Origin of the sequence: Actinoalloteichus sp. AHMU CJ021, assembly GCF_002895405.1 — a bacterium.
GTDB lineage: Bacteria > Actinomycetota > Actinomycetes > Mycobacteriales > Pseudonocardiaceae > Actinoalloteichus_B > Actinoalloteichus_B caeruleus.
On record NZ_CP025990.1, the window covers coordinates 3,630,643 to 3,645,147 of the forward strand.

A 14,505-nucleotide genomic window follows, 5' to 3' on the forward strand; every position below is an offset into this window, starting at 1 on the left:
CTGATGCGCGAACTGACCTACATCGTCGCCAGCACCCTGGACGGCGTCATCGCACCGCCGGACGGCTCGGACCCGTCGGCCCCGGGCGGGCTCTTCGACATCGACGGCGACCACCTGGGCACGCTCGTCGAGGAGTACCCGGAGTTGGTGCCCGTCCAGGCGCGGCGCGCCCTCGGCATCGACCCGCCGAACCGCACCTTCGACACGGTGCTGGAGGGCAGGGGTTCCTACGACATGGGGCTCCGGGTGGGCGTCACCAACGCGTACCCGCACCTGCGCCACCTCGTGTTCTCGCGGAGCCTGACCGAGAGCCCTGACCCCACGGTCGAGCTGGTGTCCGGCGACCCGGTGACCGTCGTCCGCGAACTCAAGCGCGAACCTGGCGCGGGCATCTGGCTCTGCGGGGGCGGGCGGCTGGCCGGTGCGCTGCTGCCGGAGATCGACCGACTCGTGATCAAGCTGAACCCGGTCGTCGCCGGCGCGGGCATCGCCCTGTTCGGTGGCGCGTTCGACCCCACGGGGTTCCGGCTGGTCGAGACGAAGGCGCACGACAGCGGCGTGCTGTTCCTGACCTACACGCGTTCCTGACCGGGCGGGGCCGCTCGGCGTTCGGCACCACCCCCAGTTGGTCCGACTCCCGGGCGCCCGCCCCGTCAGGTCGTCCTCCCGGTGCCGCTTCCCGCGCCTCGGGAGGATGTCGGCACCATCCCACTCCGCTGACGCCTTCCTCCCGCGCCCGACCCGCTGGACGCCCAGCCGTCGAATCGCGGGAGGCCGCGTCCAGCTCACGGCCCGCCTCCACGATCGATGAACGCTCATGGGAGAAGGAGACCGGCGCGATACCTTTCACCACGGGATGTGGTGCGAGGCCATCGCCTGAACCACCACGTCCACTCCCCTCGACGATGCTGACGGCGGAGGCCGAAGCCGTGTCGAACACGTCCTCGACACATCGCAGGAGCCCTCAGCGTTCCTCAGACGAAGTCGGTTGGGGATTGCCCCGATCTCCTCAGGGGGCGAGCTGCCTCGCTGGCTTCGACCTGCGAACCGCAGGGAGCGCGGTGAAGTCAGCCGTCGTCGCACGGAGTCGCAGCGGCCCTCGTGACCCAGACCAACCGGGCAGTGATGTGGCGCCCCCAGCTGAACCCGCGTAGCGCGCTCTCCGGAGATCGCAAATGCATTCGAGAGCAGCCATCCACGTCGACAACCTCCACGTGGTCGGCGAATGCGATTCCCCACGCCGCGATTCGCCCGTCCACGCGATCGCCGTACTCCTGCACCACCGCGAACACGCGCGGCGCGAACTCGGCAACCATCCCCTCCAACAGGGCGGCGAACTCGCGCTCACCGCACAACGGCGGTCGATCCTCAGGACTAGGCACAGTGCTGTCCAGCGGGTTGCGGTAGTCGGCGTCACATCGCCACTTCCCGCTGGACAGTTCGTCCTCCCTGGTCACTGCGGTCATGTTCGCCCTCCCACCTGTAGCGGATACCCCGGCCGCGCAGGACACCCGGCCGAGCGTGGCTTGAGCCACCCCGCACTCAAACTCACCTTGTAGATCTTAAATTTTGATTCAACAGAACGCGAGTCCTCCGATGGGGTGGTCTGTTGGTGTTGACCGACCGCTCGCGAGCTGGCACCTCGAAAGGCGGTTATGGATGACGGGCACACTGACCTCGACGCTGACGAAGGAGGTTGGGGTGCCCGAAACATCAAGTCCTACGGTATGGCGGCGCTGGCTGGCGCTGGAGCTCACGCGCTTGCGCCAGGAAGCTGGACTTGATCAGAAAGATGTCGCGAAAGCCCTGCGCTGCACGGTCGGCAAGGTCTCGTACTACGAGACCGCCGAACGACCTGTGGTGATCCGCGACCTCGACGAGGTCTTACTGCCGCTGTTCAACGTGCCGATGGAACGTTGGCCGGACTACGTTCAGGCCGCCAAGAACTCACGTCAGAAAGGTTGGTGGGAGAGCCACGGCTCCGACACGCTGCCGAGCTGGTTCTCCCTCTTCATCGGCCTGGAGCAGGGCGCATCGCAGGCCCGGATATACGAGGCACAGTTCATTCCCGGCCTGCTGCAAACCAGGCAGTACGCCAGCGCGCTACTTCGTCGGAGCACGGCGGAACGCGCGGAGGACGAGATCGAACGCGCCGTGCAGTTGCGCCTCAACCGTCAACGCGTGCTCTCCCGCAGCCCCGAACCTCTCCGGTTGTGGACGGTCATCGACGAGGCTGCCCTGCGCCGGGTTGTCGGCAGTCCGCAGGTCATGAGAGACCAGCTCCTCCACCTCGCTGGAGCTGCGGAGCAGCCCAAGATCACCGTGCAGGTCATTCCGTTCACACGAGGTGCCCATCCCGGCATGACCGGACCCTTCGTCGTCATCGGGTTCCCCTGGCTCACAGATCCCGGCGTCGCCTACATCGAGCACCGGTCCGGTGCGCTCTACCTGGAACAACCGCACGAGATCGAGGCGCACAACGTTGCCTTCGAGCACCTGTGCGCGCTGGCTCTCACTCCCGACGAGTCTGCGAGAATGCTTCGGGATATCGCAGAGGAGTTCGATCATGACCAGACCTGACCGGGCGCACCGGGACCGCCTCGACGGCGCGGCGTGGCGCAAGTCCAGCTTCAGCTCCGACCAGGGCGGGGCGTGCGTCGAGGTCGCTCCGCTGCACGACGGCAGGATCGCCGTGCGCAACAGCAACCATCCCGGGGGAAGCGTCGTGTTCTTCACCCCTGCTGAGATGGACGCTTGGATCAAGGGCTGCAAGACAGGCGAGTTCGACGATCTGACGGTAGGCAAGGGGTAGCGGCCGCACGATTCCACCGTGAGGCTCCTGCCGGGTCTCGCGTGCGCCAGGAACCAACGTGCGCCGGGGGGTACGCGCTGCTCTGTGAACACCGCCGGTACGACGGACACTCGGGTGCGTGGTCGGTGAGGCATGCTGACAGCGCTCTGCTTCTGCCCTTCCGGGACAATCGGCGACTGGTGGATTCACCATCGCGAGAGAGCCGGTCCGACTGTCTACGGTTCGACGCGGTCGGCGACGGGCGGCTGGCCGGTGCGCTGCTGCCGGAGATCGACCGACTCGTGATCAAGCTGAACCCCGTCGTCGCCGGCGCGGGCATCGCCCTGTTCGGTGGCGCGTTCGACCCCACGGGGTTCCGGCTGGTCGAGACGAAGGCGCACGACAGCGGCGTGCTGTTCCTGACCTACACGCGTTCCTGACCGGGCGGGGCCCGAGGACGACACGCACGGGCTTCGATGACGTGACGACGGGGCTTGGAGAACCCCAGCCCCATCGTCGCGGACCCACGGCCCGCTGAACGTCCAACGCCACCGCACAGCCGCGCGCCGGCAGGCGCGGGAATCAGCGGGTGGTGGCCCCGGCCGTCCCGGGCCGCCGCCATCCCAGGGCGGGTGCCACCTCGGTGGCGAGGAGCCGCAGGGACTCGATGAGGCGGTCAGGCGCCAGCCTGGCCGGGAACGCCTGGACGAGCAGTTCGTCGGCCAGCCCCACGGTCGGGTCCGCCGCGAGCAGTTCCGCCACCCGCTCGGCATCGCCGTACACCACGCCGTCCTGGACCAGCACCCGTTCCGGGCGGATCTCCTCGGCGGCGGGGTCCTCGGCTCGCCGCTGCCGCAGGTAGGGGCGGAGCCCGTCGAGCAGCTCAGCCCGCGCGGTCGCCGTGTCGGAGGAGACGTGGACCGTCCGGGACACCCCGATCCTCGGCGTGCCCCCGCCGAGCGGTCGCCAGGCCTCCCGGTAGGCGCGGACCAGGTCCAGTTGGCGCTCCCCCGGCGGGCGGTCCGAGTCCGGTGCGTTGCGGGCCAGGAGCAGGCCGGTGCCCTGGGCGCCCGCCCGACGCGCCCCGGACACGCTCATCGCCGCCTGCCACAAGCGCCCGGTCAGCTCGGGGCGAGGTGGGCTCAGGACGGCGCCGCCGGGCAATGGCTCACCGGCCAGCGCCGACCGCAGCTCCCCGAGCCGCTCGGCGAACTCCTCCCGACGAGCAGCGAAGTCCGCGCCCAACGCCTCGAAGGTCTCCGGCTCGGAGCCGGACCCCACACCGAGTTCCACCCGGCCGCCGGTGAGGGCGTCGAGGACGGCGGCGTCCTCAGCCACCCGCACCGGGGACTCGGTCGGCAGGGTGATCACGGCGGTGCCCAGTCGGAGCCGACTGGTCCGCTGGCCGGCCGCGGCCAGGAACACCAGCGGAGCCGGGACGCTCCCCCGGTGGGACCCGAAGTGGTGCTGGGCCACCCAACCGGTGGCGTAGCCGAACTCCTCAGCCGCCTCGAAGATCCGGAGGCCGTCCGCGTAGGCCGCGGCCGCGTCGCCCTCGCCCTCCAGCCTCGCGAAGAACCCCAGGCGGGGCCCCGATTCCGGGGCGGTGGGGGTGGGCGTTCCGGGAGTGGGCACGGGTCCGTCCTCACGCTGTTCCGGGCTGCTGTCCTTCCTCGCCACGGAACCGCCGCGACGGGGGTCCCGTGGATCCCTGACGCTACCGGGAGGAGTCCACCGGGGGCCGTGGCCGGTGACCTGCTGTCCGGAATCGACGGCCGGGCAGCACGCCCGACGACGTGTCTCCTCCCGGCCGATGGGCCCGCGGCCCGCTCGGATTCGGACGCGGTCGAACGGGGTCGGAGACCATGCCGCGCGACGGCGGCGTGCCGTTCCCGACCTCCTCGCGTTCCCGTCCTCCTCGAATCCCGGTCGAGCGCCACGACCGGGATTCGACGGCACCGGGCCGGCGCTCCGAGCACCCGTCCGGCGACTGACCAGCCTGTCGCACGCGCCGGGAGAGCCATCCGAGCTCCGCCGCCGCGCGGCCGGCTCCCGCCGCGCCGGACGTGCCGCCCCACGCGCGTCGACGGCCAGCGGCCATCACTCCGACGCCGTCGTCCGCTCCCGCGCGTCCCCGCCCGCCGCCCATCCGTCGAGTGCGCGGAACACCGCGTCCAGTTCGCGGCCCCGCGCGGTGAGCCGGTAGTCGTTCCTGGGAGCTGAGCCGTCCGCCACCCGCCGCTCCACGAGCCCTTCCTCGGTGAGGAGGACGAGGCGTTCGGACAGCACCCGCCGGGACAGCCCGGGGATGGCGGAGAGCAGGTCGACGAACCTCGCCGCACCCCGGTGGAGCACGTAGAGGATCTCGGGCACCCAGCGGCGGCCCAGGGTCGCGAGCGCGGCGGCAACGGGTCCGTCGAGGGGGTGGCCGCTGTCCTCGGTCGCGGCCGGGTGGTCCTCGGTCGGGTCGGGGCCCGAAGCCGGCTCCGGGGTGCGGGCTCCCGCACCAGCCAACACCGAAGTTACTTTTTGATACTCCCTTGGGATGGTCTGGCCCGCGTCCTCGCCGGGCCGCGCCGCCACCGACCCGCGAGCGCGGTCGGCCACCAACACCCCGATCCCGTCGAGCACCCGGGCCAGCCCGAACTCGAAGCCCTCATCGGACACCAGGGTCTTGTCCGCGGCGGAGGGATCCACCCCGACCACGCTCGCGGCCAGCGTGGGCAGGTCGCCCCCCTCGAACAGCGCCCGCAGGTCCGGCAGTCGCGACTCCCACCACGTCGCGGCGTCCACCCCGCTCGTCTCCCTCGCCCTGGCCTCGACGAGCTCGTAGAGCGCCGCGCCCTGCACGTAGTCGCCGAGGGTGACGTACACCCGGCGCGCCTCGACGGGCGACAGGCCGGCGGCGACCGCCGAAGCGGCGACCCACTCCGCCGCGGCCAGCACCTTCGGCCCCAACGGCGGCCTGGCGGTCATGGCCACGACCCCGAGCACCCACGGGTGCCGCCGGTACATCGACCGCTCCTGCCGCGCGGCGAGCTCAAGCCGGGCGCGCCAGCCCGAAGGGCCCGGCACCGGGTGGCGGATCTCGCCGAAGACCTCCTCGGTCATCAGGGCGGTCAGGGCGGCGCGGCCGGGGACGTGCCGGTAGAGCGACATCGCGCCGGCGTCCAGCTCGACGGCGAGGCGACGCATGGACAGCGCGGGCAGCCCCTCCTCGTCGGCGACCGCGATCGCGGCCCGCACTATGCGCTCCACGGTGAGCCCGGTCCTGCCGGACCGCTCCGCCGCCCGGTCGTCGTCCTCCGCCACCCCGCCATCATGCCCGCCGCGCGGATGTGCGTATCCTCACCCAAGACCATGAGTACACCGTACGCATCTGGGAGGGTTCAGTGTCCGAGACGATCACCGTGTGGCGGGCCGGGCGGGACGACATCGCCGGAGCGGCGGCGGCCTTCGCCGCCGCCAGCGAGGGCGAGGCCGTGATCACCTGGGTCATCCCCGACCAGGACGAGCGGCGGGAACGCATCGTGCGCGACCCCGAGGCGGCCGAGCCGTGGATCGGGGCCGTCGTCGCGACGGGGGAGGTCGTCGTGGCGGGAACCAGACCGGACGAAATCACCGGCGTCTCCCTGTGGGAGGACACCGACCCCACCTCGACGACCGGTGACCGGTCGATGGCCGCCGCGAGCCAGGACGAGGCGGACGCGGCCGTGGCGGCGGCCTTCGAAGCGGTCTACGGCCCCCACGCGCCACGGATGGCGACGGTGCGGCGGATGACCGAGGAGCGGCACCCCGCCGGAGAACCGCACTGGTACCTCCAGCAGATGGGGGTGCGACCGGATCACCGGGGACGGGGCGTGGGCGGAGCGCTGCTGCGCCACCAGCTCGCCAGGATCGACGAGGCGGGTCGGCCCGCCTACCTGGAGGCGAGTTCACCCCGGGCCGCCGCCCTCTACGAGCGGCACGGCTTCCGCGCGCTGGGCGAGCCGATCGTCCTGCCCGAGGAGGGCCCACGACTGCGTCCGATGTGGCCTCCGGTCGGCGGCTAGGGGACCTTTCCGGGCAGAGCGTCCGCTGCCGACGACGGCCGCGACGTCGTCCGCCCGTCGCGGTCTCGAGCTCGACGCGCACCACCGCCACGCTCGCCCGCGAGGGTCGTTGCCCACTGGCCGCCGGGAGACGACCCGTACCGCTCCACCCGGCCCTGACATGGCGAAACCCCGGCCGAGGCCGGGGCTTCTGGTGACGTAGGTTACTCCGCCAGCCCAGCCGAGGCCAGAGGAATTGTGTGGAATTCTGTTGCGAACCGATTCAGACCCCGATCGGCGGCGGACGGGGTAGGCGGTCGGGCCGCTCGCGACGACATCTCGGGCGCGGAACTCTCAGGAACGCGGGCTGGAGCGCCTTCCGGCGAGAGGTGCCCACACCGGACAGCGAGCGCGGGGATCAGCGTCTCGCGCTGGTCCGAGGCCGCGAGCACCACGCCGGAGGAAGTCCACCGATCGCCGCTCACTCCAACCATGCCGCGACCCACGCGCGCGGAAGGCCCACGAGCCGGTGCGCGCGCTGGAACGATCTGGGGAGGAACACCACCATGACAACCACCACCACTCCGTCCGAACGCGGTCCGGTGAAGGCCGGCGAACGCGTCCTCGCGCCTGATCTGGCCCGAGGCTGCATGTTGCTGCTCATCGTGCTCGCCAACACCGTCTTCTACCTGTGGGGATCCGAGCGGAGCCCCGGCAGCGCGCATCCGGTCGACGGCTCCGTCGCCGACAAGATCACCCAGGTGGTGCTCGTCGCCGGGGTCGACATGCGCTCCTACCCGATGTTCGCGTTCCTCTTCGGCTACGGCATCGTGCAGCTGCTGAGCCGCCAACTGGCCACCGGCACGCAGGAACGCGACGCGCGGGCGCTGCTGCGGCGGCGGCACCTGTGGCTGCTGGTCTTCGGCGTGGCGCACGCGGCCCTGCTGTGGATGGGCGACATCCTCGCCGCCTACGGCATGACGGGCCTGATCCTCTGCTGGTTGTTCCTCCGCCGGTCCGACCGGGTGCTGCTGGTCTGGTCGGCCGTGCTCAGCGGGCTGGTCCTCACGCTGTCGTTGGCGCTCGTCGTCCTCGCGGCCCTCGCACCCGAGGGCACGGCCGGGGGAGCCCCCCTGGACTACGTACCGTTCCTGACGAGCAACACTAGTGAGACGAGCTACCTCGCCAGCATCCCGGGCCGGCTGCCGGCGTGGCTGTACCTGGTCGTCATTCAGGGCTTCGTCCTGCTCGTCCTGCCCGTGTCGATGTTGCTCGGCTTCTGGGCCGCCCGCCGCCGGGTGCTGGAGGAGCCGGGCCAGCACCTCCGCCTGCTGCGGGCGACCGCCGTGGTCGGCCTCGGCGGCGGTGTGCTCCTGGGAGGCCTGCCCTACGCGCTCGCGCGGGTCGACGTGCTGTCCGTCTCCACGTTGATGAAGGAGGCGCTGAGCCTGACGCACATGACCAGTGGCCTGTTCGGCGGGGTTGGTTACGTCGCCGTGTTCGCGCTGGTCTCGCACCGCATCTCCCGGCGGGGCGGGGTGGGCCGGATCGGGGGAGCCATCGTCGCCACCGGACGCAGGTCCCTGTCGGCGTACCTGGCGCAGTCCGTGCTCTGCGCCCCACTGCTCGCCGCCTGGGGCCTCGGCTGGGGCGCCTCGTTCGGCAGCGCTCAGATGGCGCTGTTCGCCATCGGTGTCTGGCTGCTGACGGTCGTGGCCAGCGCCCTGCTGGAACGCGCCGGCCGTCGCGGCCCGGCGGAGGTGGTGTTGCGCGGCCTGACCTACCGGTCGCGGGGGAGGGCGGCCGCGCCGGCCGCCAGTCGTTCCCAGGACGGGCCGACGGAACGCGTGACCACCTGAGCCCCGACGTCGGGCCCGGCCTCGCGGTCCGGGCCCGACGAGGCCCGCCGAGGCGCACGCCCCGAGGCGCGGGGAGTTCAGCTCCGCCGGGGAGCGTGCCCCGCCGCGAGGACCGGGTCGAGGTGGGCCGGCCCGGTCGGGAAGTCGGCGACGGCCAGTCCCACCAGCGCCTCGCAGTCCCGCCGCCCGCACTCGCAGTCGAAGCGGGCCACCATCGTGGTGGCGTCGCCGGTGGTCCACGGCCGTGCCAGGTAGGCGAGGTGTTGGCGGACGACGTCCAGGTTGGCCAGTCGGAGCAGGGACACCCGGCCGGCGCGGTCCCGGACGACGGGCCCGGCGGCGAGGGCGGCGGCGAACCGCTCCTCGACTTCGGAGACCACCCGCCGGAGGGGCGCTCCCCGACCGGTGTGGACGACCGGCGCGCCCCGCCCGTGGACCTCGTCCTCGATCCGCTCCGCGAGCAGTTCGTAGAACCTGAGCACCGGTCGGCTCAGGTCCCGGTCCCGGAGGCGCCGGCGCCGTTCCGCCGCGTCGGGCAGCAGCCACACCGCGGTGGCGTCCGGCCCGACCACCCCGGGGGTGATGATGGTGCCCTCGACGACGGTGAGTGGTTCGGGGGGCAGGGACCGCACGTCCTCGACCACCATCGGCCCCCGCTCGTGGTGCAGCGACCGGGCCACCAGCACCTCGGGCGGCGCGGACCACCGGCGCTCGACGGAGAGGCGTTCGAAGTCGAGCGCGGCGGGCACGCCGGCACGCAGGGCGCGGTCGCGGTGCTCCCAGGTGCGGGTGTCGCTCGCGTACACGCGGAGCCCGTGCCGGCGGGCGAGCAGCCGGGCCACCGAGCTCTTCCCGGCTCCGGGCGGACCGCCGATCCACACCACGGGAGGCGTCACGCCAGGCCTCCCACCCGGGTCCGCCCGCCCGTCGCGAGGTCGCCGGGCAGGTGGCCAGCAGCGGGAGACGCGCGTACCCGGTCACCTCGCTGCGACGACGTGCCGCCGGGAGCCGGTGTCCCGCTCCCCCGGGGTGCCGGGCACCCCGTGCCGGCTCGGGCACCCCACCGCTGCCTCCTGGTCTCCGGCGACGACGAGCCCGGGCGGGCGGCCCGGCGGATCAGCCACGCCACAGCCGGGACAACGCGGGGTTCACCAGGTCCGGCCGCTCCTGGTGCGGCCAGTGGCTGGCGCCTGGCACCCGCAGCAGCTCGGCGCCCAGCAGGTCGGCGGTCACCCGCGCGCAGGCCATGATGGGGCGGCCCCCGTGCTCCCGGTAGTCGTCGGCGGCGTTCTCCCAGGTCCCGGTGATCACCAGCGTGGGGCGCGGGGCGTTCGCCACGGCTTCGGAGGTGATCGGCGTGTCCCAGGCCGGTCGTTCGGCGAGCGCGGTCCTGGTCGCCCGGACGTGCCGCTCGGTGATCTCGGGAACGGGGAGACCGGCGGACCGGTAGTTGAGGCGGACCAGTTCCTCGGCGTCGATCGTCGGCGGGACCGCGTCCAGGGCCGCCCGGTTGCGTGCGATGGCAGCCGCGACGACGGGGTCGCGCGGGGCGAGCTGGAAGCACGCGGGTTCGATGAGGGTGAGGCTGCGGACCCTGTCCGGCCTGGCTGCCGTGGCCAGCAGCGCGACGACGGCGCCCGAGGAGTGCCCCACGAGGTGGGCGCCGTCGTCGAGCAGCTCGCCGATGTCGATGGCGTCCTCATGCGGATCGCTGCGGGCCGTGTCGGGGCTCGCGCCGTAGCCACGCCGGTCGGGCACCACCAGCTGGTGGTCGGCGGCCAACGGCCGTTGGGCGGCGAACCCGAACGTGGCCGCGCCCCAGGTCCCCGAGCCGTGCACCAGGACGACGCGCGGACCGGCGGTGCCCCACGACGTGACGGACAGCGGTGCCGGCGCCATCCGTCCAGTGTGGCGGAACGGGGAGGCCGGTGCCAGGGTCAGATCTCCCACACCTCGTAGCCGTCCAGCTGGCGTCCCCTCGCCGGCCCGTGGTGCCGGAAGTGCCCGAGGCCGTGGTGTGCCCGGTGGTGGTGCCGGTGGGCACGTCGACGACCCAGCGCCACCAGCACGAGCAGCGCGGCGGCCGTCCACCCGAGGGTGGCGCCTGGCCGCTTGCGGATCGCCTCCCGGCCCCGGTCGAGCTGCCGGGCCACCTGGGGCGGGGCCTTCTCGGTGAGTCGCGCGGCGGCCTGGTCGAGCGAGTGGAGCTTCTCCTCGGTCAGGTCCGAGACCTTGCCCCGCACGTCGAACTTGTCCACGAGGTCGGCCACGGTGTCGGCGAGTTCGTGCTCGGTGGCCTCGATGTCGCGCCGCAGTTCCTCGTCGGCCCAGCTCCCACGGGTCGCGGTGTGCCGGCCGCCGTGCTGCCTGTCTCCGTTCCGGTGGCTCATGTCCTCACCGCCCCGTCCGCGACTTGATGGTGTCCACCGTGTCCCGCATGTTGGCGACCGTCTGTTCGGGCACGACCGGGGTCACCTTGCGGAACTCGCGACGGCCGACCAGCGACATCACGCCGGCGGCCGCGAGCAGCGCGGCACCCGTCACCAGCGCCGCCAGCCAGCCCGGCCACACCAGCGCCAGCGCGAGGACCACGCACAGCACGAGCGCGCCCCCGCCGTAGAGGGCGAAGACCGCCGCTCCGCCGAACATGCCGCCGCCCATGGTGGCGTGGCGGCGTTTGCCGGAGAACTCCCGCATCGCCAGTCGCATCTCGCCGCGGATCAGGTGCCGGGTCTGTTCGAAGGCGTCGTGCACCAGCTGCGAGGTGTTGCGCTCCCGGTGCCGTTCGTCCTCCATCGACCGGACGTCGAATTGCTCAGCCATCGTCTCGCGCTCCGATTCCTTGGGACCACGTGCCGTCGGGCTACCCGACAGGTCGGCGCCGAAACCGCTCCCCGCTCCGGCCGACGGGATTCACCACCCTCCCCGGGTGGGATCGGCCGGATGCCTCCCCTGGTCATCAGGGGTGCGCAGGGACAGGTGGCGCGGCCTCGTCCCGGCGCGGAGCCAGCGGTGGCGTGGGCGGGGACCCGGTGCGAGGACGTCAGGGCGGGGCCGCCGGTGCTGCCCTCGACCGGTGCCCGGGCCGCAAGGTGCCGTCCCCGCTCGGGGCGGCCCCCCGCACCGGCCGCGGCGGTGGCGGAGACCGGGACTGGTGGTCGCCACCGCCGCGGGGGCGGCGACCACCTCCTCCGGCCGGCGGTCCCGTCGACGGTGGCCTCGCGGGACACTGGGTCGACCCCGCGAACCGCCCGGTCAGGCCGCCGACGACCGGCCACGTGACCGCCCGGGCCGTGACCGCGCCCTGTCACCACCCGTTCACCCGGCAGCACTAGCGTTCGCGGCCACGACGCGACGGTTCTCGGGTGGGAGGCAACAGTGCCGTACGACGCCGCCGCCCGCTCGGACCCGTTCGCCCGGCGGGCTCGGGCCCGGGCCCGAGCCCGGTACCGCTCGGTGTGGGGAACCGGGATCGCACTCGCCGGGGTGTTCGGCAGCGCGGTGTTGATGCGCCTCGCCGTCCTGCCCACCGGTGTGGGGCTTCCGGGCCTGCCCGTGGCGCACGCCGCGTTCCCCGCCACCGGGTTGGCCGTGCTGGGTGCGGTGGTGATCGCCGCCCTGGTCGGGGTCGCCCTCGACCGGGTCCTCTCCCCCGTTGGCAGCCCGTGCTGGTGGGGAGGCGCGACGACGGTGGCCTGGGGCTACTGGGGTGGGCTGGTGTGGCCGGCATCCGCGACCGAGCCAGCCGCGCGGCTGGCTCCCGGTCCGCCGCCCTGGCTCCCCTGGGCCGTGCTGGCGGTCGCGTTGGCGTCCTCGCTGGTCGCGGTCCGGGCACTGAGGGCCGCCGTGGCCGAGGACCGGCGCGTGCTGGCGCTGCTGGAAAGCGGCCGGCGGTCGGTGGGGACCGTCCTCGACCTGGAGGCGATACCGGCGTCGGGCCTGACGGGACCGGCCAGGGAACGCCTGCTGCTCCACATCGGTTTCCGGGACGGCAGCCGGGCGGTCGTCTCCCGGGTCCGGCTCGACCCGCGACCCGGCCTGGCCCCGCGCGTGGGCGACCGGCTGGATCTCTGGTACCGGCCCGCCGCCGTCCTCGTGGCACCCGACCCCCAGGAGCCGGCGCGGCTGGACGACCGGCACCTGGTGGTACGCGCCCGGAAGCCCACCGTCGACTTCTGAACCGGCCGGGCGCGGCCGACCCCGGGGAGGACTGGCCCACGCCGGTGACGGCCGAGTGCCGCCGGCGGAGTGGCACCGGCGGCACTCGGGCACGGGCAGGGGGGTGGGTACTGACGGCCGATCGGCCGGCGGGGCCGACCGGGGTGGCATTCCGGGGTTCGACGCGGGGAACGGGGGCCGAGGTCGCCGCCGTCCGCGAGGGCGCTCAGCGACCAGCCGCGCGCGGCCCCATCACCGCCCGAGGAGGGTGGGGCGGCGGAGGCCGAGGGTGGTGCTCATCCGCCTGGCCATCACCCTGGCGTCGGAACCGACACCCACGATGCTGTCCGACCCCAGGGTCCGCTGGTCCTCCACTCCCAGGTACGCCAGCCGCTGGTGGGTGGTGGACCACCCGTTGACCTGCCGGGGACGGCCCTCGCCGTCCAGGGCGCCGAGGCCGCGCAGGTAGCCGAAGTCCGGCCTGAACCCGGTGGCCAACACGATCACGTCCACGCGTTCCCGCAGCCCGTTGGGCCACACCACCTCGTCACCCTCCACCCGGTCGAACATCCGGCGGTGGTCGGGACGACCGGCTGCCACCGCCTGCTGGTAGCGGCCGACGTCGAGGACGGGCGCTCGGCCTCCCCGTCGGATCACCCGGAACTGGGGCACGGTGTCGATCCCGAGCACGCGCAGCCAGAAGTGCAGGTCACGGCCCGCGACGAACTGGGGTGCCCACTTGATCGTCCCTCGGCTGGCGAGGGTCACGACGGCGTGCTCCGCGAGTTCCACGGCGATCTGCACCGCCGAGTTCCCGCCGCCGACGACCACCACCCGGAGTCCCGCCCAGTCGTCGGGACGCCGGTACTCGGAGCTGTGGCGGAGGACGCCGGTGAAGGTGTCCAACCCGGGCAGGGCCGGCCGGTGGGGGCGGCCGAAGCTGCCGGTGGCGGCCACCACCGAGGGCGCGCGCACCACCTGGCCGTCCGCCAGGTGCGCGGCGAAACCGTCGGGGGTGGCGCTCACGTCGAGCACCCGGTTGCCGGTGCGGATGTCGACGTCGAGGAGGCGGGAGTACCGGCGGAGGTAGGCGACGTGTTCCTCCCGGGTCGGGTACCGGTCGGGGTCGCCGCCGCAGGGGAGACCGGGGAGGGAGCTGTACCGGGCGGGGGTGAACAGGGTGAGGCTGTCGTAGTAGGACGGCCAGGAACCAACCGCTTCGGGGCCGGCCTCGAGCACCACGGGGCGGAGTCCCCTGGCGCGGAGGGCCTGGGCACCGGCCAGGCCGGCCTGTCCACCACCGATGATCAGCGTATGGGCATCGGACATCCACCGATCGTAGGAAGGTCGGTGCCCGCGTCGCGGGCCGGACGGCCGGGAACGCGGCCACGACCAGGCCCGGCATAAGCGCCGCATTGGACGGGTTGCACCGCGCGGTACCCACCACGTCCACCTTCACCCGTACAGGGTAATCCTTTAGGATAGCCTCGCCTAATGTCCCCGTAGGGCGAAGGGAAACCCATGCCTGCCCCGCACCGCACCCACCGCCGCTCCCCTCGCGGGACCGGCGGGGAGGGTCCCGCTCGTCGGTCGTGGCGAGGGCGGCACGGCGACGTTCCCCGCACCGGCACCGGGCACCCGGGCACCGCACCGGCGCACCCCGGCC

General features: G+C 73.1%; 15 protein-coding genes. 7 read left to right on the forward strand and 8 right to left on the reverse strand.

Translation table 11 applies throughout. The features are described from left to right. The first annotated feature begins 3 nt into the window (after positions 1–3). Complete coding sequence (locus C1701_RS15710) at positions 4–588, forward strand: dihydrofolate reductase family protein (protein WP_016700400.1); 585 nt, start codon at positions 4–6, stop codon at positions 586–588. Positions 589–1,067: 479 nt separating this feature from the next. Here C1701_RS15710 and C1701_RS15715 read toward each other — a convergent pair whose 3' ends face one another. Next, entirely contained in the window at positions 1,068–1,466 is a 399-nt protein-coding gene (locus tag C1701_RS15715; protein WP_245588820.1) for a hypothetical protein, read from the reverse strand. 193 nt (positions 1,467–1,659) lie between these two features. On the opposite strand from C1701_RS15715, the gene C1701_RS15720 reads away from it, so the two are divergent. From C1701_RS15720 to C1701_RS15730, 3 genes are all read left to right on the forward strand, one after another. Further along, on the forward strand, positions 1,660–2,580 hold the full coding sequence (locus tag C1701_RS15720) for a helix-turn-helix domain-containing protein (protein ID WP_337661726.1): 921 nt from the start codon (positions 1,660–1,662) through the stop codon (positions 2,578–2,580). Beyond that, positions 2,567–2,812 carry a DUF397 domain-containing protein gene (locus C1701_RS15725; RefSeq protein ID WP_026418999.1) on the forward strand — a complete coding sequence of 82 codons (246 nt, stop codon included), beginning with the start codon at positions 2,567–2,569 and terminating at the stop codon, positions 2,810–2,812. The genes C1701_RS15720 and C1701_RS15725 overlap by 14 nt, the downstream gene beginning before the upstream one ends. Before the next feature lie 179 nt (positions 2,813–2,991). Then, the gene (locus tag C1701_RS15730) at positions 2,992–3,231 is read left to right on the forward strand and encodes a hypothetical protein (protein WP_026419000.1); all 240 of its coding nucleotides are present in this window, start codon (positions 2,992–2,994) and stop codon (positions 3,229–3,231) included. A 142-nt stretch (positions 3,232–3,373) separates the two neighbouring features. Here the strand turns inward: C1701_RS15730 and C1701_RS15735 are convergent, their stop codons facing one another. Together C1701_RS15735 and C1701_RS15740 are read right to left on the reverse strand one after the other, a co-directional pair. Continuing rightward, positions 3,374–4,426: an LLM class flavin-dependent oxidoreductase gene (locus C1701_RS15735; protein ID WP_051313986.1), complete on the reverse strand. Its 1,053-nt coding sequence runs from the start codon at positions 4,424–4,426 to the stop codon at positions 3,374–3,376. Positions 4,427–4,891: 465 nt separating this feature from the next. Then, positions 4,892–6,103 (reverse strand): winged helix-turn-helix transcriptional regulator, encoded by a 1,212-nt coding sequence (locus tag C1701_RS15740; protein WP_103056117.1) that lies wholly within the window; start codon positions 6,101–6,103, stop codon positions 4,892–4,894. Positions 6,104–6,183: 80 nt separating this feature from the next. Here C1701_RS15740 and C1701_RS15745 point away from each other — a divergent pair, with 80 nt between their 5' ends. Both C1701_RS15745 and C1701_RS15750 read left to right on the forward strand, forming a co-directional pair. After that, positions 6,184–6,843: a GNAT family N-acetyltransferase gene (locus tag C1701_RS15745; protein WP_103056118.1), complete on the forward strand. Its 660-nt coding sequence runs from the start codon at positions 6,184–6,186 to the stop codon at positions 6,841–6,843. 545 nt (positions 6,844–7,388) lie between these two features. Further along, a complete protein-coding gene (locus C1701_RS15750; RefSeq protein ID WP_103056119.1) occupies positions 7,389–8,681 on the forward strand; it encodes a DUF418 domain-containing protein in 1,293 nt (430 codons plus the stop codon). Positions 8,682–8,758: 77 nt separating this feature from the next. Here C1701_RS15750 and C1701_RS15755 read toward each other — a convergent pair whose 3' ends face one another. From C1701_RS15755 to C1701_RS15770, 4 genes are all read right to left on the reverse strand, one after another. Next, positions 8,759–9,577 carry an AAA family ATPase gene (locus tag C1701_RS15755; RefSeq protein WP_337661727.1) on the reverse strand — a complete coding sequence of 273 codons (819 nt, stop codon included), beginning with the start codon at positions 9,575–9,577 and terminating at the stop codon, positions 8,759–8,761. A gap of 220 nt (positions 9,578–9,797) precedes the next feature. After that, positions 9,798–10,580, reverse strand: coding sequence for an alpha/beta fold hydrolase (locus C1701_RS15760; protein ID WP_103056121.1), 783 nt, complete (start codon positions 10,578–10,580; stop codon positions 9,798–9,800). A 38-nt stretch (positions 10,581–10,618) separates the two neighbouring features. Continuing rightward, positions 10,619–11,071 carry a DUF3618 domain-containing protein gene (locus C1701_RS15765; RefSeq protein WP_026419003.1) on the reverse strand — a complete coding sequence of 151 codons (453 nt, stop codon included), beginning with the start codon at positions 11,069–11,071 and terminating at the stop codon, positions 10,619–10,621. 4 nt (positions 11,072–11,075) lie between these two features. After that, complete coding sequence (locus tag C1701_RS15770; protein WP_051313991.1) at positions 11,076–11,504, reverse strand: phage holin family protein; 429 nt, start codon at positions 11,502–11,504, stop codon at positions 11,076–11,078. 555 nt (positions 11,505–12,059) lie between these two features. Between C1701_RS15770 and C1701_RS15780 the strand changes: the two genes are divergently transcribed. Further along, a complete protein-coding gene (locus tag C1701_RS15780; RefSeq protein ID WP_030105710.1) occupies positions 12,060–12,860 on the forward strand; it encodes a hypothetical protein in 801 nt (266 codons plus the stop codon). A gap of 231 nt (positions 12,861–13,091) precedes the next feature. Here the strand turns inward: C1701_RS15780 and C1701_RS15785 are convergent, their stop codons facing one another. Beyond that, positions 13,092–14,168 (reverse strand): flavin-containing monooxygenase, encoded by a 1,077-nt coding sequence (locus tag C1701_RS15785; protein ID WP_026419006.1) that lies wholly within the window; start codon positions 14,166–14,168, stop codon positions 13,092–13,094. Positions 14,169–14,505 lie beyond the last annotated feature (337 nt).